Origin of the sequence: Saccharothrix sp. 6-C, assembly GCF_016695385.1 — a bacterium.
GTDB lineage: Bacteria > Actinomycetota > Actinomycetes > Mycobacteriales > Pseudonocardiaceae > Actinosynnema > Actinosynnema texasense.
This window is the reverse complement of record NZ_CP064192.1, coordinates 7381198-7405016: the sequence shown is the minus strand read 5'-3', so window position 1 is coordinate 7405016 and position 23819 is coordinate 7381198. Positions and strand designations below refer to the sequence as shown.

At 73.0% G+C, this 23819-nt stretch carries 18 protein-coding genes; 7 read left to right on the top strand and 11 right to left on the bottom strand.

All coding sequences use genetic code 11. The features are described 5' to 3' along the window. Positions 1-456: 456 nt before the first annotated feature. The 3 genes from IOD16_RS31705 to IOD16_RS31695 are packed head-to-tail and all read right to left on the bottom strand — an operon-like array spanning position 457 to position 3288. Positions 457-1221, bottom strand: a complete 765-nt coding sequence (locus IOD16_RS31705) for an ESX secretion-associated protein EspG (protein ID WP_201437457.1) — start codon at positions 1219-1221, stop codon at positions 457-459. Continuing rightward, a complete protein-coding gene (locus IOD16_RS31700; protein ID WP_201437456.1) occupies positions 1218-2858 on the bottom strand; it encodes a PPE domain-containing protein in 1641 nt (546 codons plus the stop codon). Before IOD16_RS31700 ends, IOD16_RS31705 begins: the two co-directional genes overlap by 4 nt. A gap of 13 nt (positions 2859-2871) precedes the next feature. Further along, positions 2872-3288: a hypothetical protein gene (locus IOD16_RS31695; RefSeq protein WP_123745631.1), complete on the bottom strand. Its 417-nt coding sequence runs from the start codon at positions 3286-3288 to the stop codon at positions 2872-2874. Between the two features lie 180 nt (positions 3289-3468). On the opposite strand from IOD16_RS31695, the gene IOD16_RS31690 reads away from it, so the two are divergent. Further along, positions 3469-6171, top strand: coding sequence for an AfsR/SARP family transcriptional regulator (locus tag IOD16_RS31690; protein ID WP_236594502.1), 2703 nt, complete (start codon positions 3469-3471; stop codon positions 6169-6171). A 151-nt stretch (positions 6172-6322) separates the two neighbouring features. Here IOD16_RS31690 and IOD16_RS31685 read toward each other — a convergent pair whose 3' ends face one another. Further along, on the bottom strand, positions 6323-7978 hold the full coding sequence (locus tag IOD16_RS31685) for an FAD-binding dehydrogenase (RefSeq protein WP_201437454.1): 1656 nt from the start codon (positions 7976-7978) through the stop codon (positions 6323-6325). A 70-nt stretch (positions 7979-8048) separates the two neighbouring features. Here IOD16_RS31685 and IOD16_RS31680 point away from each other — a divergent pair, with 70 nt between their 5' ends. Beyond that, positions 8049-8522: a cupin domain-containing protein gene (locus IOD16_RS31680; RefSeq protein ID WP_123748343.1), complete on the top strand. Its 474-nt coding sequence runs from the start codon at positions 8049-8051 to the stop codon at positions 8520-8522. Between the two features lie 284 nt (positions 8523-8806). Here the strand turns inward: IOD16_RS31680 and IOD16_RS31675 are convergent, their stop codons facing one another. After that, a complete protein-coding gene (locus tag IOD16_RS31675) occupies positions 8807-9637 on the bottom strand; it encodes a hypothetical protein (RefSeq protein ID WP_201437452.1) in 831 nt (276 codons plus the stop codon). 256 nt (positions 9638-9893) lie between these two features. Between IOD16_RS31675 and IOD16_RS31670 the strand changes: the two genes are divergently transcribed. Further along, positions 9894-13139, top strand: coding sequence for a S8 family serine peptidase (locus tag IOD16_RS31670; RefSeq protein ID WP_201437451.1), 3246 nt, complete (start codon positions 9894-9896; stop codon positions 13137-13139). Between the two features lie 361 nt (positions 13140-13500). Here the strand turns inward: IOD16_RS31670 and IOD16_RS31665 are convergent, their stop codons facing one another. Next, positions 13501-13956, bottom strand: coding sequence for a MarR family winged helix-turn-helix transcriptional regulator (locus IOD16_RS31665; protein ID WP_123745636.1), 456 nt, complete (start codon positions 13954-13956; stop codon positions 13501-13503). 62 nt (positions 13957-14018) lie between these two features. On the opposite strand from IOD16_RS31665, the gene IOD16_RS31660 reads away from it, so the two are divergent. Continuing rightward, positions 14019-14387 (top strand): VOC family protein, encoded by a 369-nt coding sequence (locus IOD16_RS31660; RefSeq protein ID WP_201437450.1) that lies wholly within the window; start codon positions 14019-14021, stop codon positions 14385-14387. A gap of 11 nt (positions 14388-14398) precedes the next feature. Here the strand turns inward: IOD16_RS31660 and IOD16_RS31655 are convergent, their stop codons facing one another. Together IOD16_RS31655 and IOD16_RS31650 are read right to left on the bottom strand one after the other, a co-directional pair. After that, on the bottom strand, positions 14399-14815 hold the full coding sequence (locus IOD16_RS31655) for a hypothetical protein (RefSeq protein WP_201437449.1): 417 nt from the start codon (positions 14813-14815) through the stop codon (positions 14399-14401). A 44-nt stretch (positions 14816-14859) separates the two neighbouring features. Beyond that, positions 14860-16017, bottom strand: coding sequence for a mechanosensitive ion channel family protein (locus tag IOD16_RS31650; protein WP_123745639.1), 1158 nt, complete (start codon positions 16015-16017; stop codon positions 14860-14862). A gap of 212 nt (positions 16018-16229) precedes the next feature. Here IOD16_RS31650 and IOD16_RS31645 point away from each other — a divergent pair, with 212 nt between their 5' ends. Further along, positions 16230-17072 (top strand): alpha/beta fold hydrolase, encoded by an 843-nt coding sequence (locus tag IOD16_RS31645; RefSeq protein ID WP_201437447.1) that lies wholly within the window; start codon positions 16230-16232, stop codon positions 17070-17072. On the opposite strand, the gene IOD16_RS31640 is transcribed toward IOD16_RS31645, so the two are convergent. From IOD16_RS31640 to IOD16_RS31630, 3 genes are all read right to left on the bottom strand, one after another. Then, positions 17047-18378 carry a DUF4153 domain-containing protein gene (locus tag IOD16_RS31640; RefSeq protein ID WP_201437445.1) on the bottom strand — a complete coding sequence of 444 codons (1332 nt, stop codon included), beginning with the start codon at positions 18376-18378 and terminating at the stop codon, positions 17047-17049. The two genes, IOD16_RS31645 and IOD16_RS31640, sit on opposite strands and share 26 nt — an antisense overlap. A 204-nt stretch (positions 18379-18582) precedes the next feature. Then, complete coding sequence (locus IOD16_RS31635) at positions 18583-19665, bottom strand: sensor histidine kinase (protein ID WP_442978136.1); 1083 nt, start codon at positions 19663-19665, stop codon at positions 18583-18585. Positions 19666-19667: 2 nt separating this feature from the next. Beyond that, entirely contained in the window at positions 19668-20342 is a 675-nt protein-coding gene (locus IOD16_RS31630; RefSeq protein WP_123745643.1) for a response regulator transcription factor, read from the bottom strand. Between the two features lie 168 nt (positions 20343-20510). Here IOD16_RS31630 and IOD16_RS31625 point away from each other — a divergent pair, with 168 nt between their 5' ends. Further along, positions 20511-21617: a hypothetical protein gene (locus IOD16_RS31625; RefSeq protein WP_201437443.1), complete on the top strand. Its 1107-nt coding sequence runs from the start codon at positions 20511-20513 to the stop codon at positions 21615-21617. Positions 21618-21653: 36 nt separating this feature from the next. Then, positions 21654-23819, top strand: coding sequence for an SF1B family DNA helicase RecD2 (gene recD2 / locus IOD16_RS31620; RefSeq protein ID WP_201437441.1), 2166 nt, complete (start codon positions 21654-21656; stop codon positions 23817-23819).

The following is a 23819-nucleotide window of genomic DNA, read 5'->3' as shown; positions in this document are numbered from 1 at the left end:
GACCACCGGTCGCCATTCGGCAAGACTATGGGTGCCGGCTTCAGCGTGCCGTGATCTTCACAGTGGCTCGATCATCGGTTCTCTGCCGCGTGGAACCGCTCCCAAGGGCGACGGCGGATGCGCTGGTCGCGAGGCTCGACGAGGTGCGGCGACGGCGACGGCTGTTTCATAGGTGATCTTGTAGCGGTGCCGGCACCCGGATTCAGCGGCGTTCCACAGCGGTGGTGAGAGCGCTTTCCGATGACACCGCGAAGTGTTGTCTCGGTAGGCGGTGGTGAGAAATTCCCGGATGGCGACGGGAGTGTGCCGGCGTTGTTCGGGACGGCCGGGTGGACGGTGTCCTGAGCGTTCAACTCGGGTGTTCTGAACGTAGGACACGCGCGTTCTGGAGGTAGGACACGCGCGGCGTGAACGTAGGACTCTCGCGAGAGTCCTACGTTCACGGGCCGGGAGTGGTCAGGAGACGGAAGACAGGACGGAAGCGATCCGGGTGGCGATGCGGTCGTTGTCGGTCGGGGCGAGGCTGAGCCAGCCGTCCTCGTGGACCATCAGGTAGCGGCCCTGGGGCGTGTCGAACCACGTGATCAGGGCGCCGGCCCGGGCCCGGCGGTAGCCGCCGCCCACGCTGACCCCGAACTGGCCGCCCGCGACCCGGCTCGTGGCCAGTTCGCTGATCACGCTCGCGTCCTCGCGCGACAGCCCGGCCTTCTGCAACGCCTCCCGCTCGTCCAGCTCGCCGCTGCCCCACGGGTCGTCGTCCTCGTCGTCCGGCTGCTCGTTCTGCAGCGCGACGGCCGCGTTCAACGTCTCCAGCCGCAGCGACAACGCGCTGCCCGGCCCCGCGGACCCGTCCGGCAGCACCTCGACGATCGACCTGGCCAACGCCGTCGGCCGGATCTCCAGCACGCCGATCGAGCCGCTGTCGATCACCGCCAACGCGGCCCGGCCGCCGTCGGACACGGCCACCGCGCGCACCGACCGGTCCACGTGGGCGACCGCGTCCACGGCCACCTCGTGGTTGCCGAGCAGCCGGAGCAGCGCCACCAGGCGGGGGTCGGGCTCGCCGTACGCGGCGAGCACCTCCTCCCGCAACCGCTTGCGCTCCTCCTCGGAGTCGCCGACGCTCGGGACGTCCAGCGGGTAGGGCAGCCGGCCGAGGTCGAGGTGGCTCCACAGCACGTCCAGCTCGCGCGGTGTGAGCACGAACTCGGGCTCGATCACGGCTGGTCGCCCTTCTTCTTGGGCTTCGCGCCGCCGATCACCGACGGGGGCAGGTTCTCGCCCGGCACCTCGAAGATGTCCTCACCGCGGATGTACGCCGCGGCGCGGTGCTCCTTGTCCTCGCCCTGCTGGCCGCCGGCCGGCGCGCCACCCATCGGGGCGCCGCCCGCCATCGGGGACGCCGCCGCCGCGCCGCCGGGGCCGAAGCCGCCGCCGGGCATCGGGCCGCGCGCGCCCGGACCGCCGACCGCGCCGGTCGAACCGCCCGCGGCCAGCGAACCGCCGCCGCCACCCGCGCCACCGGACCCGGTCGGGCCGAAGCCGCCGGCGCCGCCGCCGAAACCGCCGGGGGGCATGCCGCCGCCGGGCATCCGCCCACCGGGCGCGCCACCGCCACCACCGGCGCCGCCACCGCCACCGGGCGTGCCGGGGAGCGGGGGCGTGCCGGGGCTGCCGGCCGGGATGTAGCTCGGCGGCTTCACGCCGGGCGGCAGGGTGCCGCCGCCCTGGCGGGGCACCGTGTTCGGGTTGGCCGGCTGGTACGGCGGGACGTAGCCGCTGCCGCCGGGCGGGGTGTAGCCGCTGTTGGACGGGGGCGTGTAGTTGTAGCCACCGCCGCCGCCACCGGACGGCGGGGTGTACGGGTTCGTGACCGGCACCTGGGCCGCCGCCGCGGCCGCCGTCGTGCCCTCGGGCCGGTACATCGGCGGCGGCGCCGAGGGCGCCGTCGCGCCGCTGGCGTACGTGCCGCTGCCGTAGGACCCGGGGGGCGACGTGTACGACGCCGCGGCGGGCGTGTACCCGGACGGCTGCGTGGCGGGCGTCGACTGCGACGGCTGGTAGGTCTGCGCCGGCTCCACCGGCCGCAGGGCCTGCATCTGCTGGGCCGGCTGCGACGCGGTGTACGCCGAGGGCGCCGTGGAGCCGCCCGAGACGCCCAGGGCGTCCGCGCCCGCACCCGCCACCGTGGCGGTCGACGCGGACCGCAGCATCGCGAGCTGCGGCTCCTCGGTGCGGCCGGTGACCGGGTTGAACGGCGCGCTGAACTGCGGCGTGGTCTGGTCGACCGCCTGCGACTCGCGCTCCATCGTGCTCATGACCGTCACGGCGTGCTCGTGCAGCGCCCGCGCGTGGTCGTTGGCCGCCTGCACGTCGGCGGCGGAGCTGGCCAGGCCCTGGATGCCGCCCGCGGTGAACACGCCGGTGGCCTGGTCCCAGTTGAACTCGACCGGCTCGGGCATGCTGGCCCGGGCGTTCTCCATGATCTGGCTCTCGTCCTGCACCCGCTTGCCGACCTCGACCGCGGTCTCGGCGGTGTGCGTGACCCAGTCGGCCAGGCCCTTGATCGCGAGCCGCGCCGCGTCCGCCGCGTCGCCCGTCCAGCCGGACTCGCTGACCGCGACCCGCTCGTTGATCAGCCGGGCGGCCTCGGTCAGCTCGGTGCCGAACTGGCCCCACTCCGCGCCGATCTCGCCCGTCTGACCGGGGTCGTTGTTGTTGTGCACGGACTCGTACAGCTCGCGGTGCGACCGGGACGCCCAGTTCTGGGTGTCGGTCAGCACCAGGTCGATCTCCCGCTCTTCCCGGGCCAGGCGCTTCGCCTGGTCGACCCGCAGTTCCACGCGCTCCGTCGCCATCGTCGCCAGCCCCCTAGTTCCCGCTCAGCCTGCGCAGCTCGACGCTGCTCTCGTCGTCGACCTCGGTGAAGTTGCGGATCGCGTTCTGCACCGAGTCGTGCGTCTGCTGGAGCACCTCGCGGTAGGCCGTCATGACGGCCACGAACGACCGCGGGTCGCCGTCGGCGCGCGCCTCGAACTTCATCGCCAGCCGGTCGCCGACGGGGTTGCGGCCGATCGGCGCGGGACGGGCCAGCCGGCCGGCGCGCTCCAGCCACGAGTCGACCTGGTCCATCTGCTCCAGGAGCATCTTGCGCAGTTCCTCGCCGGTGGCGGGATCGAGTGACACCCGGCCGGAGTTCACGGTCTCCTGGAGCGCCACGACCTGACCGTTGACGGTCGGGACCTCCTGGGGCGGGGCCACTTCATCCCCGTTTTCGGCGATGTACATCGGTATCCCTCGCGAAGGCAGCCTGCTGGACGAAACCCACCATCCCCCGGTCCTCCAACGCCCGGCCAACGCGCGCCCAACGCGGCCCGCCGAAGTGCCGTGACGACTGTGGGAAACTCTTCGACTACACGGTGACAACGCCGAAAGGGCTTGCGGATGCGGGTGAACCTGCTTGGCCCCGTGGAGCTGGTTTCCGCAGGTGGAGAGGCCGTCCGGCTGGGTGCGGCCAAGCGGCGGACGGTCTTGGCGGCGCTCGCGCTCGAGCTGAACCGCGTGGTGTCCGGCGACCGGCTGCTGGAGCTGGTGTGGGACGGCTCACCCCCGCCGCAGGCGAAAGCCGCCCTTCAAGGACATATCGCCCAACTCCGCAAGGTCCTCTCCGGGGGTGTCGCGCTCGTCACCCGCGCGCCCGGCTACGCGCTGACCGGCGACCGCGCGGCCGTCGACGTGTTCCGCTTCGAGGACCTGCTGGTGAGCGCGCGCGAGGCGGCCGACGACGACGCCGTGCGCCTGCTGCGGGAGGCGTTGGCGCTGTGGCGCGGCCCGGTGCTGGCCGACGTGCCGGGCGACCAGCTGCGGGAGGCGGTGTCGGCGCGGCTGGAGGAGCTGCGGCTGGTGGCCGTGCAGGAGCTGGCGACCCGGCTGTCGCGGCTGGACCGGGCGGCCGAGGCGGTGTCGGGGCTGCGCGACGCGGTGGACGCGAACCCGTTGCGCGAGGCGCTGGTGTCCCGGTTGGTGCTGGCGCTGCACTGGACCGGGCGGCAGGCCGAGGCGTTGGCGCTGTTCCACCGGACGCGGGAGCGGCTGGCCGACGAGCTCGGCGTCGACCCGGGTCCGGAGCTGCGCGAGGCCTACCAGACCGTGCTGGCGGGCGACACCGCGCCGTCGGCGCCGGTGGACCGGGCGCCCGCGCAGCTGCCCCGCGAGCACCGGGGGTTCGTCGGGCGCGAGGAGGAGCTGTCGGACCTCGGGGCGACCCTGATCGGGCAGGACTCGGCCATCGGGCTGCTGGTGGGTCCGGCGGGGGTCGGCAAGACGGCGTTGGCGCTGCGCTGGGCGCACCGGGTGGCGGGCGACTTCCCGGACGGGCAGCTGTTCGTGAACCTGCGCGGGTTCGACGAGACCGAGCCGCTGGACCCGCGCACGGCGCTGGTGGGGTTCCTGCGGTCGCTGGGGTTGACCGACTCGCAGATCGCGGTGGACCTGGAGGGCCAGGCCGCGCAGTACCGGTCGCTGCTGGCCGGGCGGCGGGTGCTGGTGTTCCTGGACAACGCCCGGTCCGCCGAGCAGGTCCGGCCGCTGCTGCCCGGCTCGGCGCGGTGCCTGGTGCTGGTGACGAGCAGGCACCGGCTGGACGACCTGGTGGTGACGGAGGGCGCGTCGTCGCTGCACGTGCCGACGTTGCCGGAGTCCAGCGCCGAGGACCTGCTGGCCGCGGTGCTGGGCCGGCCGCGCATCGAGCAGGAGCCGGACGCGGTGGCGGAGCTGGTCGAGCTGTGCGACCGGCTGCCGCTGGCGCTGCGGATCGCGGGCGCGCGGTTGGCGTCCCGGCCGCGGTGGACGATCCAGTCGCTGGTCGACGAGCTGCGCGACGAGCAGGGCCGGCTGTCGGCGTTGTCGCTGCCGGAGGCGGGGCGCGGCGTGCACGCGGCGCTGGCGGTGAGCTACCGGGAGCTGCCGGAGGGCGCGGCGCGGCTGTTCCGGCGGCTGGGCCTGCACCCCGGCACGGACCTGGACAGCTACACGGCGGCGGCGTTGCTGGACATCAACGTGGTCAGCGCGCGCACCCACCTGCGGACGCTGGCGTACGCGAACCTGCTGCACGAGTCGACGCCCGACCGCTACTCGCGGCACGACCTGGTGCGGCTGTTCACCCACCACCTGGCCGCCACCGAGTCCGAAGTGGACAACCAGGTGTCGACCAGCCGGCTGCTGGACTACTACCTGCACGTGGCCGACCGGGCGCGGGCGCACCTGTCCGACCACGTGCGGCCGTTCGGACCGGCCGAGCACCGGCCGGCGTCGTTCCCGGAGCTGTCGTCGCACGCGGCGGCGCTGGACTGGTTCACGCTGGAGGAGGCGAACCTCGGGCTCGCGCTGGACATCGCGGTGAACGGCGGGCAGCGGGAGCGGACGTGGCAGCTCGCGCTGTGCCTGGACGCGTTCCACTTCCGGCGCGGCAACCGGCTGGACCGGTTGGCGCTGTGCCGGATCGGGTTGGCGGCGGCGCGGTCGTTGGGCGACCGGCACGCCGAGGCGACGTTCCTGCTGCGGTTGGGTTCGACGTTGGCCGACCTGGAGCGGATCGACGAGGCGATCCAGGCGTGCACGCGTGCGGCGGCGTTGGCGGACGGCGACCGGCACCTGGAGCTGGCGGCGCTGGCGAACCTCGGGTACTGCCTGATGGCGGACGACCAGCTGGACCGGGCGCAGGAGACGATCCTGGAGGCGCTGGAGGTGGCGCGGGAGGTCGGCGACAACCGGTCGCAGGCGAGCATCCAGAACAACCTGGCCAACGTGCTGCTGCGCAAGCACCAGCCGGAGGAGGCGCTGCGGCACGCGACGGAGGCGTTGGGCCTGTTCCCGTCGGCGCCGTCGAAGGCCCACACGGCGACGCTGCACACCGTGGGCGCCGCGTCCCAGCAGCTGGGCCGTGCCGACGAGGCCCTGGAGTCCTACCGCGCGGGGTTGGCGCTGGCGGCCCGCCTGGGCGACCGCTACCAGGAGGCCTTGTGCCACCGTGCGATCGGGGACGTGCTGGAGCAGTCGGAAGGTCCCGCCGCCGCCCGCCCGCACTGGCTGGCCGCCCTGCACCTGTACCGCGACCTGCGCCTGGCCGACGCCGACGACCTGGCCCGCAAGCTGGACCTGACCACTCGCTGACCGCCTGAGCGGTCAACTCGCGCATCCGGAACGTAGGACACGCGCGTTCCGAACGTAGGACACGCGCGTTCCGAACGTAGGACTCTCGCGAGAGTCCTACGTTCAGGGCGCGAGAGTCCTACGTTCCGGGACCCCGAGTTGAACGTTCGGGTCAGGCGGTGGCCTCGGCGGCGGCGCGGCCGGCTACCCGGCCGGAGAAGATGCAGCCGCCCAGGAACGTGCCCTCCAGGGCCCGGTAGCCGTGGACGCCGCCCCCGCCGAAGCCGGACGCCTCGCCGGCCGCGTAGACGCCGTCGAGGGTGGTGCCGTCGGCCTTCAGCACCCGGGCCGACAGGTCGGTGTGCAGGCCGCCGAGGGTCTTGCGGGTCAGCACGGACAGCCGCACGGCGATCAGCGGCCCGGCCTTCGGGTCCAGCAGCGGGTGCGGCTCGACCACCCGGATCAGCTTGTCCGTGATGAACTTCCGCGCCTCGCGCATGGCGTTGATCTGCATGTCCTTGCCCAGCCCCGAGATCACCTGCCGGTCGCGCCACACGATGGTCCGCCGCAGCGCGGCCGCGTCGATCAACGACGTGCCGGTCAGCTTGTTCATGCCCGCCGCCAGCTCCTCCGGGGTGCGGCCGAAGATGAACTCCTCCGACCGCTTCGCGAACTCCTCCACCGGGGCGACGGCGCCCGGCATCGCCCGCTTCAGCACCGCCTTGACGTCCTTGCCGGTCAGGTCGGGGTTCTGCTCCGACCCGGACAGCGCGAACTCCTTGCCGATGATCTTCTGGTTGAGCACGAACCACGAGTAGCCGTGCCCGGTCTTGACGATGTGCTCCAACGCGCCCAGGGCGTCGAACCCCGGGAACAGCGGGATCGGCAGTCGCGAGCCGGTCGCGTCCAACCACAGCGACGACGGTCCGGGCAGGATGCGGATGCCGTGCCTGTTCCACACCGGGGCGTAGTTGGCGATCCCCTCGGGGTAGTGCCACATCCGGTCTTCGTTGATGATCTCGCCGCCGGAGTCGCGCACCACGCGCAGCATCTCGCCGTCCACGTGGTCCGGCACGCCCGACAGCATGTGCTCCGGCGGCGTGCCCATCCGGGCCGGCCAGTTGCGGCGCACCATCTCGTGGTTCGCGCCGATCCCGCCGGACGTCACGACCACGGCCTGCGCGCGCAGGTCGAACTCGCCGGACACCACCCGGGAGCTGGGCTCGCCCCGACCGGCGGTGCTGACCTCCAGCACCTCGCCGCGCACGCCGTCCACCGCGCCGCCGGTGGTGGTCAGCCCGGTCACGCGGTGCCGGAACTTCAGCTGCACGAGCCCGCGCGCCACGCCCTCGCGCACCCGCCGCTCGAACGGCGCCACGATGCCCGGCCCGGTGCCCCACGTCACGTGGAAGCGCGGCACGGAGTTGCCGTGCCCGTCGGCCAGGTACCCGCCGCGCTCCGCCCACTGCACGAGCGGGAACCAGCGCACGCCCATCGCGTGCAGCCACGACCGCTTCTCGCCGGCCGCGAAGTCCACGTACGCCTCGGCCCACCGGCGCGGCCAGTGGTCGGCGTCCCGGTCGAACGCGGCCGAGCCGAGCCAGTCCTGAAGGGCGAGCTCCGCCGAGTCCTTGACCTTCAGCCGCCGCTGCTCCGGGCTGTCCACCAGGAACAGCCCGCCGAACGACCAGAACGCCTGACCTCCGAACGAGGCCTCCGGCTCCTGGTCGAGCAGGATGACCTTGCGGCCGGCGTCGACCAGCTCGGCGGTGGCGACCAGGCCCGCCAGGCCGGCGCCGACGACGATGACATCAGCGTCATGGGGCATCGGGCGAGTCTAGATCGAACCTCGACGGCGGACGAGAGCTGAAGAAGATTCACTTTAAGGAGTGGTGACGGTGTCGTACACGGGTGACGTCGGCGAGGTCAGCGCGGTGTGGCGGCCGGTGGCCGAGGCGCCGACCATCGACCGGCCGCTGACCCAGGCCAGGCTGGTCGGCACCGGCGACGTCACGCGCGGGCAGTTCGGCCTGTTCGAGTGGCGGATGCAGCCGCACGCGGGCGGCCCGGCGGCGCACTTCCACAAGACGTTCTCGGAGTCGTTCTACGTGGTCTCCGGAACGGTCCGGTTGTTCGACGGCGAGACGTGGGTGAACGCGGTCGCGGGTGATTTCCTCTACGTGCCCGAGGGTGGCGTGCACGCTTTCCGCAACGACGCCGACGAGCCCGCGTCCATGTTGATCCTCTTCGCCCCGGCGCCACCGCGCGAGGAGTACTTCCGGGAACTCGCCGAGATCGCGGAATCGGGGCGGCGGTTGAGCCCGGACGAGTGGACCGAACTGTACGCCCGGCACGACCAGTACATGGTCTGAGCTGCGGCTACCGGGAGGTAAAAGGCCGTCGGCCGTGCGGTGGGGGAACCGTTCGGCCGACGGCGGTCGGGCGTGCGTGGGCGCACCTGCAACGTCTCGGGGAGAGGTGCCGCGCGGGCCTGGGGGAGGTGGCCCCGCGGGCCTGACGTCCGGTGCGGCGTCCACGTGCCGACCAGCAGTAGAACGGGTGGTGACCTGCGGGTGTTCCCCGGACGGCCCGGGGGTGTCGGGGGTCACGGGGAGTGTCGGCGGAGCGGGTGGCGAGGGCGTCGCGGGCCGGTGTCTCAGGCGTCGCCGCGCAGCTCGGTCATCCGGGTCTCCGCGCCCGTCAGCTTGTCCCGCGCGGTCTCGGCCCGGCGTTTCGCCTTCGCCAGCCGGTTCGCCGCCTCCTGCTCCGCCTGCTGGGCACGGCGCAGCTCGGCGCGCAGCGTGGCGGTGTGCTCCTCGCGCTCGGTCAGGGTCTGCTCGGCCTCGGTGACGGCCGCGTCGGCCTTGCGCACGTCCGCCTGCGCCGCGCTGATGTCGTCCCGCGCCCGCGCGAGGTCGCGTTCCCGTCGCTGCTCACGGCGCGGAGCCAGGTCGTCGCGCACCGGGGTCGCGGTCTCGCTCAACGGGCCGAAGCCGGACTGCTCCACCGGCTTGACCAGCCGGCCTGCCCGGATCCGCGCGCCGAGCACGGCGTCGGCGAGCGCCGCGGTCAACGTGGTCCGCACCTGCTGCACGGCGTCCGGCCCGAGCGGCTGGCCCGCGTGGCCGGCCAGCACCTCCACCCGGCGCACGAGCGCGCTCAGCACGGCCCGCCGGCGCGCGCTCAACTGCCGCAGCGCGCTTCCGCGCAGCTCCTCCTGCGCGGCACGCAGCTCGTCACCCAGAGCGAGCGCCTCGGCCAGGTCGGCGGCGTCCTCGCGGGCCAGCAGGTTCAGCGCCCACGCCGACGAGGTGGGCTTGCGCAGGGCCGTGACCTGCTTGGCCAACGCCTTGTCGCCGCGGTCGGCGGCCAGGCGGGCGTGGGCGTCCCTGGCCGCGACGAACTCCGCCGGCGGCAGTGCGTAGAGCTCGTCGGCTATCCGGTCGATCGGCGCGGTGTCCACGATGCCGACCAGTGTGCTCGCCATCGCGTTGATGTGCGATTTGTTACGGATTTCCCACGCTTCCGGATGGTTCACCGTTGACAGAGTTTGACATTCCGGCCGGTCGGCTCTTGACTGGAAGGGTCGCGCCCGTTCCGGTGTTCTGCGGCACTCTTCGCGCGTTCGCGCAATAGACCGTTCAGTCCAATGTGGACTTTTCTATTGGGCTGAACGTCCGATTGTTACCCGGGGGTCGGGGAGATGTGCTTGCGCCAATCTTTCCCCACGAAGGGTTTGCGCCGTGATCAACTCAGGAAGTCGGTGGAGACACCGCACCAGTGCGGCCTTGCTGGCCGCCGTGCTGGGCACCACTGGGTTCGGCTTCGCCGCCGGGTCGGCCGTCGCGCAAGAGGCGCCATCCGCGCCCGCGCCCGCCGACAAGCAGCTCGACAAGCAGGACCGGGAGCGCGTCGCCGAGGCCGAGCAGGCCGGTCAGGCGAACGTCACGCTCCTGGTCGCCGCCGAAGAGGGCAAGCTGGACACCGCCGCCAACGACCTCAAGGCCCTCGGTGGCGTGGTCGAGTCCACCGAGCGCGACGTCGACTACCTCAAGGTCTCGGTGCCCCGGGACAAGGCCGAGAAGGCCGCCGAGCTCGCGTCCGTGAACTCGGTGGACGTCGACGGCCTGGTCGTCCTGGACAACCCGCGCCCGGACGGCGCGACGGCCCCGCTGCCGCAGCCGGCGCCGGGCAAGTCGACGGCCAAGAAGAACCCGTACATGCCGACGCAGGACACCAAGGCGGCGCAGTTCACCGACGAGCACCCCAAGTGGGACGGCCGCGGCACGACGATCGCCATCATGGACTCCGGCATCGACCTGGACCACCCGGCGCTGGCGACCACCACGACCGGTGAGCGCAAGATCGTCGACTGGTACAACGCCAACGCCACGAACTCCGGCGACGGCACCTGGTTGCAGGTCTCGGGCCGCTACAACGGCGCGTTCACCGCGGGCGGGGCGTCCTACAAGGCGCCCGCGACCGGCGGTCCGTTCAGCTTCGGCCTGTTCCGCGAGACCGCGGGCGACCTGGCCGCGGCCAACAGCGAGACCGGCGGCGACATCAACCGCGACGGCGACCGCGTGGACGCCTTCGGCGTGCTGCAGGACATCACGACCAAGGAAGTCCGGGTCGACACCGACGGCGACGGTGACTTCACCGACCAGACCGCGATGATCGACTACAAGTACAAGAAGGACGTCGGCCACTTCGGCGCGGACAACCCGGCCACGCCGGTGCTGGACACCGTGGCGTTCGTGGTGCAGACGGACAAGTCGAACTACGACGCGGCCGGCACGGCGTGGGTCAACCTCGGCATCTCCGCCGCCGCGCACGGCTCGCACGTCGCGGGCATCACCTCGGCGAACAAGATGTTCGGCGGCAAGATGACCGGCGCCGCGCCCGGCGCGAAGCTGATGGCCGTCAAGGTCTGCCTGTCCACCCCGTCGTGCACCAACAGCGGTCTGATCGACGGCCTGCTGTACGCGGCGCGCAACGGCGCGGACGTCGTCAACATCTCCATCGGCGGCCTGCCGGCGCTCAACGACGGCAACAACGCGCGTGCGGAGCTCTACAACCGCACCATCGCCGAGTACAACGTGCAGGTGTTCATCTCCGCGGGCAACAGCGGCGCGGGCGCGAACACCGTCGGCGACCCGTCGGTGTCCACGGACGCGGTGAGCGTCGGCTCGTACATCACGGCGGACACCTGGCTGTCCAACTACGGCTCGAAGACCTCGCAGAAGGAGAGCCTGCACGGCTTCTCGTCGCGCGGTCCGCGTGAGGACGGCGGCTTCAAGCCGAACATCGTCGCGCCCGGCTCGGCGATCTCCACCGTGCCGCAGTGGCAGACGCCCGGCCCGGTGGCCGGCACCTACGAGCTGCCCGCCGGCTACGCCATGTTCAACGGCACGTCGATGGCCTCGCCGCAGGCGACCGGCGCCGCCGCGCTGCTGATCAGCGCGTACAAGGCCGAGCACAACGGCGAGCGCCCGCCCGTCGCGGCGCTGCGCAACGCGATCCAGTCCGGCGCCAAGTGGGTCTCCACCCTCCAGGCGTACGAGCAGGGCGCGGGTCTGTTCGACACCAAGCGCGCGTGGACGCAGCTCAACGCGCACCCGGAGACGCAGGCGGTCAGCACCTCGGTGACCGTGAACACCGCCCTGTCGGGCCTGCTCGCCACCCCCGACACGGGTGTCGGCATCCACGACCGCGAGGGCGTCGTCCTGGGCAAGGAGTACACCCGGACGTACACCCTGACCCGCACCACGGGCCCGAACCGCAACCAGCAGTTCATGGTCAACTGGCAGGGCAACGACGGCACGTTCTCGTCGAAGTCCCTGGTCAGCCTGCCGCTGAACACGCCGGTGAAGTTCGACGTCAAGGTCAAGCCGACCAAGGCGGGCGCGCACTCGGCCGTGCTCAAGCTCGACAACCCGGCCACCCGCGGCATCGACGTGTTCACCCTGAACACGGTGTTCGCGGCGGACGAGTTCACCGCGGCGGGCAAGTACGCGGTGACCAAGACCGGCACGATCGCGCGCAACCAGTCGAAGAGCTTCTTCGTGAACGTGCCCGCGGGCACGAGCGCGCTGAAGGTCGACATGGCGGCGGGCGGCACGGAGGCCGGCAAGGGCCAGGTCCGGTTCCTGCGTTACGACCCGTACGGCGTGCCGTTCGACACCACGACCTCGACCAACTGCTACAACCCCGACGCGGGCGCCGGCTGTGCCGGTGGCTCGCCGACCAGCCGCACGGTCAGCAACCCGCTGCCGGGCGTGTGGGAGATCGTGGTCGAGGCCCGGCGTACCTCCGACGCCGACGCCGCGCCGTACTCGGTGACCGCGTCCGTGCTGGGCACGACGATCAGCCCGAACCCGGACACCATCGAGTCGGCCGTGATCGGCACGCCGATCAGCCGCGAGTACACGGTGACCAACTCGCTGGCCACGTTCACCGGCAAGCTCGTCGGCGGTTCGCTGTCCAGCGCCCGCATCGACCGGCCGACCATCGCGGACGCCACGGTCCAGAACTACGACCTGACCGTGGCGCCGGGCTCGACGTCGCTGCGCGCGACGATCGGCAGGACCGGTGACGTCTCGGCCGACCTCGACCTGTTCGTCTACAACTGCTCGACCGGCACGTGCGTGCTGGCCGGTCAGTCGGCGGACGGCGACTCCGAGGAGTCGGTGACGATCAACAACCCCGCCGCCGGCGCGTGGCGGGTCACGGTCGACGGCTACGAGGTGCCCGCGGGCACCACGGAGTACGACTACATCGACCTGTTCGCCGCCGCCGGCCTCGGCTCGGTCGCGGTGACCGACGCCGACGCCGAGCGCACCGCCGGCGAGACCTGGACGGTCCCCGCCACGGTGACCGCCGGTGGCCAGGCCGGCGCCGGCCGGGTGCTGCGCGGTGAGCTGACCGTGCAGACCTCGGAAGGCGCGATCGTCGGCCGCGGCGCGGTGATCCTGCGGAACGTGGCCTGACGCCACCCGCTTGACGGACCTCAGGGCCACTCCCGCCTCGCGCGGGGGTGGCCCTGAGCCTTTTCCGCCTTTGTCGCGCGGCGCGGCCGGGCTCCACGTCGTCCCGGTCGTTGTCGGTCCGGTGCACCCGGCCCTTCGACGTCGTGATGCGGCCTAGCCGCCGGTAGCCGTCGTCGGATTCGCGCGCCGGGCCACGATGCCGCGGCCGGGCGTTGATCTTCTCCCACGCCTCCTGGATGCGGAGCAGATGCTCCTTTCCCGCCGCCGGGGTGGGGTTCGGCACCACGGCGTTCAGGCGCCGCACGGGTGGTTGCCCGGTGACACCCCCGGCTGGTGGGGGCTCGGCGCGGCAGGGGAGGGGCTACGAGCCGTCGCCGTCGCGCAGCGAGTGGATCATGCTCTGCAGGATCCGGAACGCGTCCGCCCGCTCGGCCCCGGTCAGCCCGGCCTGCATCCTGACCTCGACGGCCCGGACCGCCGCGGTCGCCTTCCCGAGGCTCCGCCGGCCGCGGGGCGTGAGCCGCGTGGGGAGGACCTTCCCGACGGGCGCCTCCGCGGGCCTGGTCACGTAGCCCTCCCGTTCCAGGGTCTGGAGCAGCACGTTCATCGACTGCCGCGTCACGAACGCGCCCCGCGCGAGCTCGGAGTTGGACAAGCCCGGTCGCTGGGCCAGCAGTTCGAGGCAGGCGTAGCGCGTCACGGTCATCCCGAGCGGCCTGAGCACCTCCTCCATGGCCGCGCGGAGGGCGCTCGACGCCTCTTTGAGCAGGTAGCCCAGTGACGTCTCCAGGTCGACGCCGACACCGTCTTGACTCATGTCAGCATTCTGACATAGGTTGCCTCGTGTCAGGATACTGACACAACACGAGGAGTGCCTCCATGCCCGTCACCGGCCCCGACTTCATCTCGCTCCAGGCGCGCGACCTCGACGCTTCGCGGGCGTTCTACGAGCGGTACCTCGGCCTCGTCCGCTCGCAGGCCGGACCCCCGCACGCGGTCGTCTTCGAGACGGAGCCGATCGCCTTCGCGCTCCGCGACGTCGTCCCCGGCACCGACCTCGCGTCCGCCGACCGGCCCGGCCTCGGCGCCGCGATCTGGCTGCACGCCACCGACGTCCAGGCCATCCACGACGCTCTCGACGCCGACGGCCACACCATCGTCTCCGCGCCGGTCGACGGCCCCTTCGGCCGGACGTTCACCTTCGCCGACCCCGACGGCTACCACGTCACCCTCCACGACCGCGCCTGACGGAGCAGGGGTCAGGGGGTGGGGTCGCCGTTGGACAGCGGCTCGTCCACGTCGACCCGGCTGACGCCGTCGACGGACACGACCTGCTCGGCCAGCTCCACCGGCACGGTGACGCGCACGTAGCCGATGGTCGCGTCGGTGGCCTCCACGGTCCCGCCGAGCCGGTCGACGGCGCCGGCCACCTCGTCGGCCCGGCCGGGCTCGGTGGAGACGGTCAGCCCGACGCTGCGCGCGCCGTCACGCCTGGCCCGCTCCAGCGCGTCCTCGCCCTGCGGGCTGAGCCGGGCGGGCGGCACGGTCGACGACGTCACGCCGACCGACCCGCTGCCCGGGGGTCGCGTCCCGGGCGAACCGGTCTCCGCCGGCCGCTGCGCGCAGCCCGCCAGCACGAGCCCGGCCAGCGCCGTCGTCACCACGAGCTTTCGCATGCGTCCTCCTGCGGCGGATCCTGCCACCAGGACGGAACGGGAGGTCAACGCGGTTGCACGGGCTGCGCGGACGGTGCGGTCTGCTCGGGGCCGCTGAACGCCTGCACCCGCTCCTCGCCGTCCGCGCTCTCGCCGAACACCCGGTTGTCCGAGGAGCCGTTCGCCGCCGGCACGGGCGCGGTCGCGGCGGCGCGGGGCAGCTCGCGCACCCGGACCTGCGGCAGGGCGCCGGGGTGCCGGGCCCGCAGCCAGGCGACCAGGTGCTCGCGCGCCACGCACCGCAGGTCCCACAGCCGTCCGGCGTCCGACGCGCTCACCAGCGCGCGGACCCGCACGAACGACCCGACCGCGTCGGTCACCTGGAGCACGCACACCCGGCCGTCCCACAGGTCGCTCGTCTCCAGCGCGTGCCGCAGCTCCTGCCGCAGCTCCTCCACCGGCACGGTCCAGTCCAGGTCCAGCTCCACCGTGCCGAGCAGCGCCGACTGGGTCCGCGTCCAGTTCTCGAACGGCGTCTTGAGGAAGTAGGCGGTGGGCAGGATCAGGCGCCGGTCGTCCCACAGGTGCACGACCACGTAGGTGAGGGTGATGTCCTCGACGCGACCCCACTGGCCCTCCACGACCACCACGTCGTCCAGCCGCAACGCGTCGCTGAACGCGATCTGCACGCCCGCGAACACGTTGCCCAGCAGCGACTGCGCGGCCAGGGCGGCGATCGCGCCGATGACACCGGCGGACGCCAGCAGGCTCGTGCCGGCCGCGCGGGCGGCGGGGAACGTCATCAGCACCGCCGCTGCCGCCAGCACGCTCACCACGACCACGGTGACGCGCCGGACCAGCGTGATCTGCGTGTGCACGCGGCGGGCGTGCCGGTTGTCCGACACGTCGACCCGGATGCGGGCCAGCGTCGCGTCCTCGATCACCACGAGCAGGGCGGCGAGCAGCCACGCCCCGGCGAGGATCAGCGCTATCCCGGTGACGTGCAGGGCGACCGGCCGCCAGTCGCCGTGCGCCGCGACGCCGAGGGAGAGCTGCACCGCCACCAGCGCCGCGACCGCCAGCGCGGGCCGGTGGGCGTGCCGCGCCAGCCCGGCGAACAGGGCGGACCGGCGGCCGATGCGGCGCACGACGCGGTGGACGAGGGTGACGGCGAGCAGCGCGACGAGCAGCGAGCCGGCGAACGTGACCACGGCTGCGAGCACGGGACGGGCACCTCCTCTGCGTGGGTACGTCCCCGGAGCCGTACCCACGAACGGAGTAGTTCAGCCGTGTTTCAACCGCGTTCGGCGTGATTGGGAGGTTCACCACAGCGGCCGGCCACGGACTCCGCGCTCAGCGCGTCGAAACCGCCGTCGGCTACGGTGGCATGGCTCTCACCAAGTTACTCAGGCGTAGGAAGCGCTCGGAGGCAACGGTGTTCGTGGAGTCCGAGGGCGCGCGGCTCGCCGTGTTCGAACAGGGCGACCGGTCCGCGCCGACCGTGGTCCTGGTGCACGGCTACCCCGACACGCACCGCGTGTGGGACGACGTCGTGGCGCTGCTGGCCGAGCGGTTCCACGTGGTCACCTACGACGTGCGCGGCGCTGGTGCGTCGTCCGCGCCGCGCGGGCTGGCCCCCTACCGGCTGCCGGTGCTGGCGCGGGACCTGTTCGCCGTGGTCGCGGCGGTCAGCCCGGACGCGCCGGTGCACGTCGTCGCGCACGACTGGGGGTCGATCCAGGCGTGGGAGGCGGTGACCACGCCTGGCGCGCCGATCGCCTCCTACACGTCGATCTCCGGCCCGTGCCTGGACCACGTCGGCCACTGGATGCGCCGCCGGCCGACCAGGCGGCACCTCGACCAGCTGCTGCACTCGTGGTACATCGGGATGTTCCACCTGCCGTTCGTGGCGCCCCTGCTGTGGCGGCACGTGATCGGCCCGCGCCGGCAGGCGATCGCGCACCGGCTGGAGGGCGTCGCGCCGCACGTGTCGCCGACCATCGTGCGCGACGGCGTGCAGGGCATCGCGCTGTACCGGGCCAACTTCATCCCGCGGCTGCGGTCGCCCCGCGTGCGGCGGACCGACGTGCCGGTGCAGGTGGTGCAGCCGTCGCGGGACCGGTACGTGACCGCCGGGGTGACCGAGGACGTGGAGCGGTGGGCGTCGGACGTGCGGCGGCGGGTGGTCGACGCCGGCCACTGGGCGCCGATCACGCACGCCGACGCGGTGGCGCGCCTGGTCACCGACCACGTCACCGCGCACAGTCCGTCGTCCTGATCCGCGCGAGCGCGTCCCCGGCCCGCTGCCGGGCGAGGTTCCAGGAGCGCCAGTCGTCCGGCTCGACGTGGCGGAACCGCAAGGCGCACGCCCCCAGGTCCGCGGGCAGCGCGGCGAGGGCGGGCACGGCGTCGTCGGACAGCCGGGAGAGGTAGCGGACGTCGATCTTCCCGGTGGCGTGGTAGCGGTCGACGTTGCGCTCGGCGATGAACCGCTCCGGGTTCAGCGCGGCGAGCCCGACCAGCGCGACGAACCCGGTGCCGAAGACCGCGCGGGCCAACCACCGGCCGTCCAGCCGCACGCCCGCCGCCAGGACCAGCAGGTAGACGACACCGAGCCACACCTCGCAGGCGGCGACGAGGACCCGCAGCACGGTGAAGCCGTACGCCTGCTGGTAGAGCCACATGCGGGCGAGCGCGGAGGCGACGATCACCAGGGTGAGCGCGCTGAGCGCGCCGAGCAGGCCGCGCAGCCAGCGGCGGTCGGTCGGTGAGTCGAGCCGGGCGAGGCGCGCGACGACCGCGATCACGCCGAGGGTGAGCACGGTGACGGCGAGCAGCTGCCAGAAGCCGCTGCGGGCGTAGTCGGCGTAGGTGAGGTCGGGGGTCACCATGACGTGCTGGTCGCCCGCGAACAGGGTCTTGAGCTGGACGGCCACGAACGCGGCGAAGAGCAGCACCAACGCGCCGACCGGCAGCACCCAGTCGCGCCGCGCGACCGTCCGGGGCAGGTCGCTCGTCTCGTCGGGTCGACGCGGCGAGACCCGCAGGTAGGCCGCGCCGACCGTGCCGAGGCCGACGGCCAGGAACAGCACGACCGGTTGCCCGGAGGACTCGTCGGGGGTGATCGAGCCGAGCAGGTCCGCGAACGCGGCGTCGGCCCCGGCGAGGAGCGGCACGAAGACCAGCAGGAGGGCGGCGGTCACCAGGACCGGGCGGGCCAGGCGGGGCGTGCCGCCCTCCTTGACGCCTCGGGCGACCCAGGGCAAGGCCCTGACCGCGGCGACCGGCACCGCGCCCGCGCCGATGAGGAGGCCACGCGCGGTCCGCCCCCCGGCGACCGCGAGCGACCCGGTGGCGCAGCCGGCGACGGCGCAGAGCGCGAACAGCCAGCCGGCGGAGACGAACGCGCCGACGCCGAACAGCGCGACGGAGAGCACCGCCCAGCCGAGTTCGACCTCGCGCAGCAGGGCGAAGACGACGACCGCCGTCAGGGACCAACCGAGGCCGGGTTCGTCGAGGGGCAGCAGGACCGCCGCCCCGATCCCGGCCGCCGCGCCGGTGAGCAGTACGCGGTTGGGTGTCATGTGGGTGTCGCCTCCAAGGCGTGCGCCATCGCCCCGCGCGGCACTGTGCGGTGGCGTGGCGGGTGGTGCGGATCGGTGGGTTCGCCGGCCCTCGGGCACGACGGGGGACGGGCTCAGGGCCCGGAATTGTCGGTGGTGCGTGGTTGAATGAATTCAGGGTTCCCCTGGGCGGGGACCTCTGCGGGGCAACGCTTTTCCGGTCGCTCAGGCGTTCTCGGTGTGCCCGCCGCGGGTGCGGGACCCGGCCGGGGCGGGGGTCGGCGTTGGGGGCGGGGCGGGGCAGGTGGCCGGGAGGGTGGCCCGGATCCGGCAGCCCGGTCCGTCGACCACGGCGATGGTGCCGCCGTGCAGGTCCACGACCCAGCGCGCGATGTTGAGCCCCAGGCCCGTCCCGCCGTCGCCGGCGCGCTCACCGCGCGTGAAGCGCTCGAAGACCCGTTCCCGGTCCTGCGGCGCGATCCCCGGCCCGTCGTCGGCGACCTCCAGCACCAGCTCCGCGCCGACCGCGGCCGACACCCGCACCTCGCCGCCGGCCGGGCCGTGCCGGGCCGCGTTGTCCAGCAGGTTCGCCACCACCTGGGCCAGCCGCGCCTCGTCCGCGCACACCGTCGCCCCGGGCGGTGACACGGCCACGGTGAACCGCACCCCTCGAGCGGCCACCGAGGCCTCCGCCACCACGTCCGCCAGCAACGGCTCCAACGCGAACTCCGCCCGGTCCAGCCGGTGCGCCCCGGCGTCGATCCGCGACAGGTCGAGCAGCTCCGCCACCAGCCGGCCGAGCCGCTCGGTCTGAGCCAACGCCGTCCGCATGGTCGCCGCGTCCGGCTGCGCCACCCCGTCGACCACGTTCTCCAGCACGTTCTGCAACGCCGTGATCGGCGTGCGCAGCTCGTGCGACACGTTCGCGATCAGCTCCCGCCGCTGCTGGTCCGCCGCACCGAGGTCCGCCGCCATCTGGTTGAACGCACCGGCCAGCTCGCCGACCTCGTCCCGCGCCGTCGCGCGCACCCGCCTGCTGTAGTCGCCGGCCCGCATCGCCCGCACCGCCGCCGTCATGTCCCGCAACGGCCTGGTCATCCCGTGGGCCAGGATCTGCGACGTCACCAGCACGATCGCCACCGCGCCGAACGTCGTGCCCGGCGCCAGCCAGCCGATGCGCCACCGGAAGAACGCGAACCCCGCCGCCATCGCCGACACCAGCAGGATCCCGAGCTTCAGCTTGATCGACCGCACCGGGTCCAGCGGGCGCGGCAGCAGCTCCACCGCCGTGTCGATCGCCGTCCGCAGGCTCACCGGGGAACCTCCAGCGCGTACCCGATCCCGTGCACGGTCCGGATCAGGTCCGTGCCCAACTTCCGCCGCAACGCCTTGATGTGGCTGTCCACGGTCCGCGTCCCCGTGCCGTCGGCCCACCCCCACACCTCGCTCAGCAGCCGCTCCCGCGACTGCACGGCCCGCGGCCGTTCGGCGAGGTGCACCAGCAGCTCGAACTCGGTCGGCGTCAGGTGCGCCTCCGCCCCGCCGCGCACCACCCGCCGCTCGGCCAGGTCGATCTCCAGGTCGGCCACGGTGATGCGGTGCGCCGCCGCCGACGCCGCCCGCTCCACCCGCCGCAGCAGCGCGTGCACCCGCGCCGCCAGCTCGCGGATCGAGAACGGCTTGGTCAGGTAGTCGTCCGCGCCGACCGCGAGGCCGACCAGCAGGTCCGTCTCGTCGCCCCGGGCGGTCAGCATCAGCACCGGCACGGGCCGCTCGGCCTGGATGCGCCGGCACACCTCCAGCCCGTCGAACCCGGGCAGCATGACGTCCAGCACGACCAGGTCGGGCCGCACGTCACGGGCACGGGAGACGGCCGACGGGCCGTCGTGCGCCAGCTCGACCTCGAACCCCTCCGCCCGCAGCCTCGCGGCCACGGACTCGGCGATGGTCAGGTCGTCCTCGACCACCAGAACCCGGCGTGTCATGCGGCCGACTCTATGTCCGAGCCGTGGAGGTGGGCGGTGTGACTTGTGAACGTCCTGTGGAGACCGCGCACGTCCGGGCGGGGGGCCGAACGAGGGAATCTGGGAGCGCTCCCAGTCGGGAGCTGCTTAGCTGGCGGACGGGCGGGACTTCGACGAGGAGGTCTGGTCGTGCGACGGACGTTGAGCGCCGTGTTGGCGCTGGTATCGGTGATCTCGGCGACGCCGCCGGCGGCAGCCGGGCCGGGATACGTGGAACTCGCCCTGCTGCCCGGCGGGACCAAGGGGTCGGCGGTCGACATCAACGACGCCGGCGTGGTCGTCGGCCGCGGCACCGACGCGGCGGGCAGGGCCAAACCCGTGCGCTGGGACGCCGAGGGCCGGATCACCGAGCTGACCCCGCCACCCGGCGCCACGCCCGGGAAGGTCTTCGGGGTCGACGCGGACGGCGCGGCGTACGGCAACACCAGCGCCCCCGGCCGCAACTCGCAGGCCACCCGGTGGAACCCGGACGGCTCCACGACCGTCCTCGACGTCCCGCCCGGCGACACCTACAGCTTCGCCCTCGCGGTGAACGACGGCGGCACGGTCGTCGGCTACAGCGGCGACTACGCGACCGGCGTCCGCCGTGCCGTCCGCTGGGGCCGCGACGGGGCCGCCACCGTGCTGCCCGCCCCCGGGCCGGCCGCGACGACCGCCGCCGAGGCGAGCGCGATCGACGAGGCGGGCGTCATCGCGGGCATCGCCACCACCGAGGACGACCTCGCCCACCACGTGCGGTGGGACGACGGGGTCCTCACCGTCCTGGGCGTGGTGCCCGGCGCCACGTACTCCGCCGTGACGGACGTGAACGGGCGGTACGTCGTCGGCCGGGTCCAGCGCGGCGACCGGACCGCCTTCGGCGTGCGGTGGGACGGCACGGCGCTCAGCGAGGTGCCGTCACCGACGGGAGACCACAGCCTCATGCACGCCGTCGACGCGGAAGGCACGGCGTTCGGGCAGGTCACGAGCCGTCCGGCGAGGTGGGCGGCGGACGGCGCCGTGTCGATCATGGCGTTGCCGGACGGGTACGCGGCGGGGGAGGTGCTGGAGCTCAACGACCGCGGCGTGGCCGCCGGCACGGCGATCAGCCGGTACCACCGCCCGATCCGCTGGTCGGCGTCGGGCGAGGTGACGTTGCTGCCGGCGCCGTCCGGGACCTCCGGCTCCGCCCAGGGCATCAACGACGCCGGCGTGGTCGTGGGCGAGTACGGGGGCCGGCCGCTGCTGTGGCCCTGACCACCGGCTGTCGGGGGCACGTCCTAGGGTGACCCGGTGGCTGACGCGGTCCTGGAAGCGGTGCTGGAACGGATCACGTTCGCCAACGAGGAGACCGGCTACACGGTCGCCCGGGTCGACCCCGGCCGGGGCGGCGACCTCGTCACCGTGGTCGGGTCGCTGCTCGGCGCGCAGCCGGGCGAGTCGATCCGGATGCGCGGCCGGTGGGGCTCGCACCCGCAGTACGGCAAGCAGTTCCACGTCGACGACTACACGACCGTGCTGCCGGCCACCATCCAGGGCATCCGCCGCTACCTCGGCTCCGGCCTGATCAAGGGCATCGGGCCGGTGCTGGCCGACCGGATCGTCACCCACTTCGGCGTGGCCGCGCTCGACGTCATCGAGCACGAGCCGCAGCGCCTGATCGAGGTGCCCAAGCTCGGCCCGAAGCGCACCAAGCTGATCGCCGACGCGTGGGAGGAGCAGAAGGCCATCAAGGAGGTCATGGTCTTCCTCCAAGGCGTCGGCGTGTCGACATCGCTGGCCGTGCGCATCTACAAGCAGTACAACGACAAGGCCATCGAGGTCGTCCGCGAGGAGCCCTACCGGCTCGCCAACGACGTCTGGGGCATCGGGTTCCGCACCGCCGACGTGATCGCGAAGGCCGTCGGCATCCCGCACGACAGCCCGCAGCGGGTGAAGGCCGGGTTGCAGTTCACCCTGTCCGAGGCGACCGGCGACGGCAACTGCTACCTGCCCGAGAACGAGCTCATCGGCGACGCGATCAAGATCCTCCAGGTCGACGCGGGCCTGGTGATCGAGTGCCTGGCCGAGCTGGTGACCGAGGAGGGCGTGGTCCGCGAGGTCATGCCGGACGGCGAGCCGGGCATCTACCTGGTCGCCTTCCACCGGGCCGAGATCTCATTGGCGAGCCAGCTGCTGCGGCTGCTCAGGACCGACGAGGAGCGGATGCCGGCGTTCCAGCAGGTCGACTGGGACCGGGCGTTCGCGTGGCTCGGCGCGTCACTGGAGGACAAGCAGCGCGACGCCGTCAAGCTGGCGTTGAGCCGCAAGGTGGCCGTGCTGACCGGCGGCCCCGGGTGCGGCAAGAGCTTCACCGTGCGGTCGATCGTGAAGCTGGCCGCGGCCAAGGGCGCGAAGGTCGTGCTGGCCGCGCCGACCGGCCGCGCCGCCAAGCGGCTCACCGAGCTGACCGGCCACGAGGCCCGCACCGTGCACCGCCTGCTGGAGCTCAAGCCCGGCGGTGACGCCGCCTACGACCGCGACCGGCCGCTCGACGCGGACCTCGTCGTCGTGGACGAGGCGTCGATGCTGGACCTGCTGCTGGCGAACAAGCTGGTCAAGGCCGTCGCGCCGGGCGCGCACCTGCTGCTGGTCGGCGACGTCGACCAGCTGCCGTCCGTCGGCGCGGGCGAGGTGCTGCGCGACGTGCTGTCCGCCGACAGCCCTGTGCCGAACGTCCGCCTCACGCACATCTTCCGGCAGGCGCAGCAGTCCGGCGTCGTGACCAACGCCCACCGCATCAACAACGGCGACTACCCCGTCGTGCAGGGGATGCCCGACTTCTTCCTCTTCCCCGCGGAGGAGGCCGAGGACGCGGCAGCGCTGGTCGTCGACGTCGTCGCCAACCGCATCCCGCGCAAGTTCGGGCTCAAACCGCGCACGGACGTGCAGGTGCTCGCGCCGATGCACCGGGGTCCGGCGGGCGCGGGCGGCCTGAACGCGCTGCTGCAGGAAGCCCTGACACCGTCCAAACCGGACCTGCCGGAACGCCGGTTCGGCGGCCGGGTGTTCCGGGTCGGCGACAAGGTCACCCAGATGCGCAACAACTACGACAAGAACGTCTTCAACGGCACGCTCGGCATCGTCACGGCGATCGACGCGGTGGAGCAGAAGCTGACCGTTCGGACCGACGAGGAAGAGGACGTGGACTACGAGTTCGGCGAGCTGGACGAGCTGACCCACGCCTACGCCATGACGATTCACCGCTCACAGGGCAGTGAATACCCATGCGTCGTCATTCCAATCACGACCAGCGCGTGGATGATGTTGCAGCGCAACCTGCTGTACACGGCGGTCACGCGGGCGAAGAAGCTGGTCGTGCTGGTCGGGTCGCGCAAGGCGATCGGGCAGGCGGTCCGCACCGTGGGCGCGGGACGTCGGCACACGGCGCTGGACCACCGGCTGGCGCGCCTGGTGTGA

What these genes read in the sequence shown, in the direction of transcription:
- IOD16_RS31655 (WP_201437449.1), bottom strand. Translation starts at nt 14,815, where the DNA reads ATGCGAAAGCTCGTGGTGACGACGGCGCTGGCCGGGCTCGTGCTGGCG.
- IOD16_RS31695 (WP_123745631.1), bottom strand. Translation starts at nt 3,288, where the DNA reads ATGTACATCGCCGAAAACGGGGATGAAGTGGCCCCGCCCCAGGAGGTC.
- IOD16_RS31665 (WP_123745636.1), bottom strand. Translation starts at nt 13,956, where the DNA reads ATGAGTCAAGACGGTGTCGGCGTCGACCTGGAGACGTCACTGGGCTAC.
- IOD16_RS31700 (WP_201437456.1), bottom strand. Translation starts at nt 2,858, where the DNA reads ATGGCGACGGAGCGCGTGGAACTGCGGGTCGACCAGGCGAAGCGCCTG.
- IOD16_RS31660 (WP_201437450.1), top strand. Translation starts at nt 14,019, where the DNA reads ATGCCCGTCACCGGCCCCGACTTCATCTCGCTCCAGGCGCGCGACCTC.
- IOD16_RS31675 (WP_201437452.1), bottom strand. Translation starts at nt 9,637, where the DNA reads ATGGCGAGCACACTGGTCGGCATCGTGGACACCGCGCCGATCGACCGG.
- IOD16_RS31685 (WP_201437454.1), bottom strand. Translation starts at nt 7,978, where the DNA reads ATGCCCCATGACGCTGATGTCATCGTCGTCGGCGCCGGCCTGGCGGGC.
- IOD16_RS31640 (WP_201437445.1), bottom strand. Translation starts at nt 18,378, where the DNA reads ATGACACCCAACCGCGTACTGCTCACCGGCGCGGCGGCCGGGATCGGG.
- IOD16_RS31630 (WP_123745643.1), bottom strand. Translation starts at nt 20,342, where the DNA reads ATGACACGCCGGGTTCTGGTGGTCGAGGACGACCTGACCATCGCCGAG.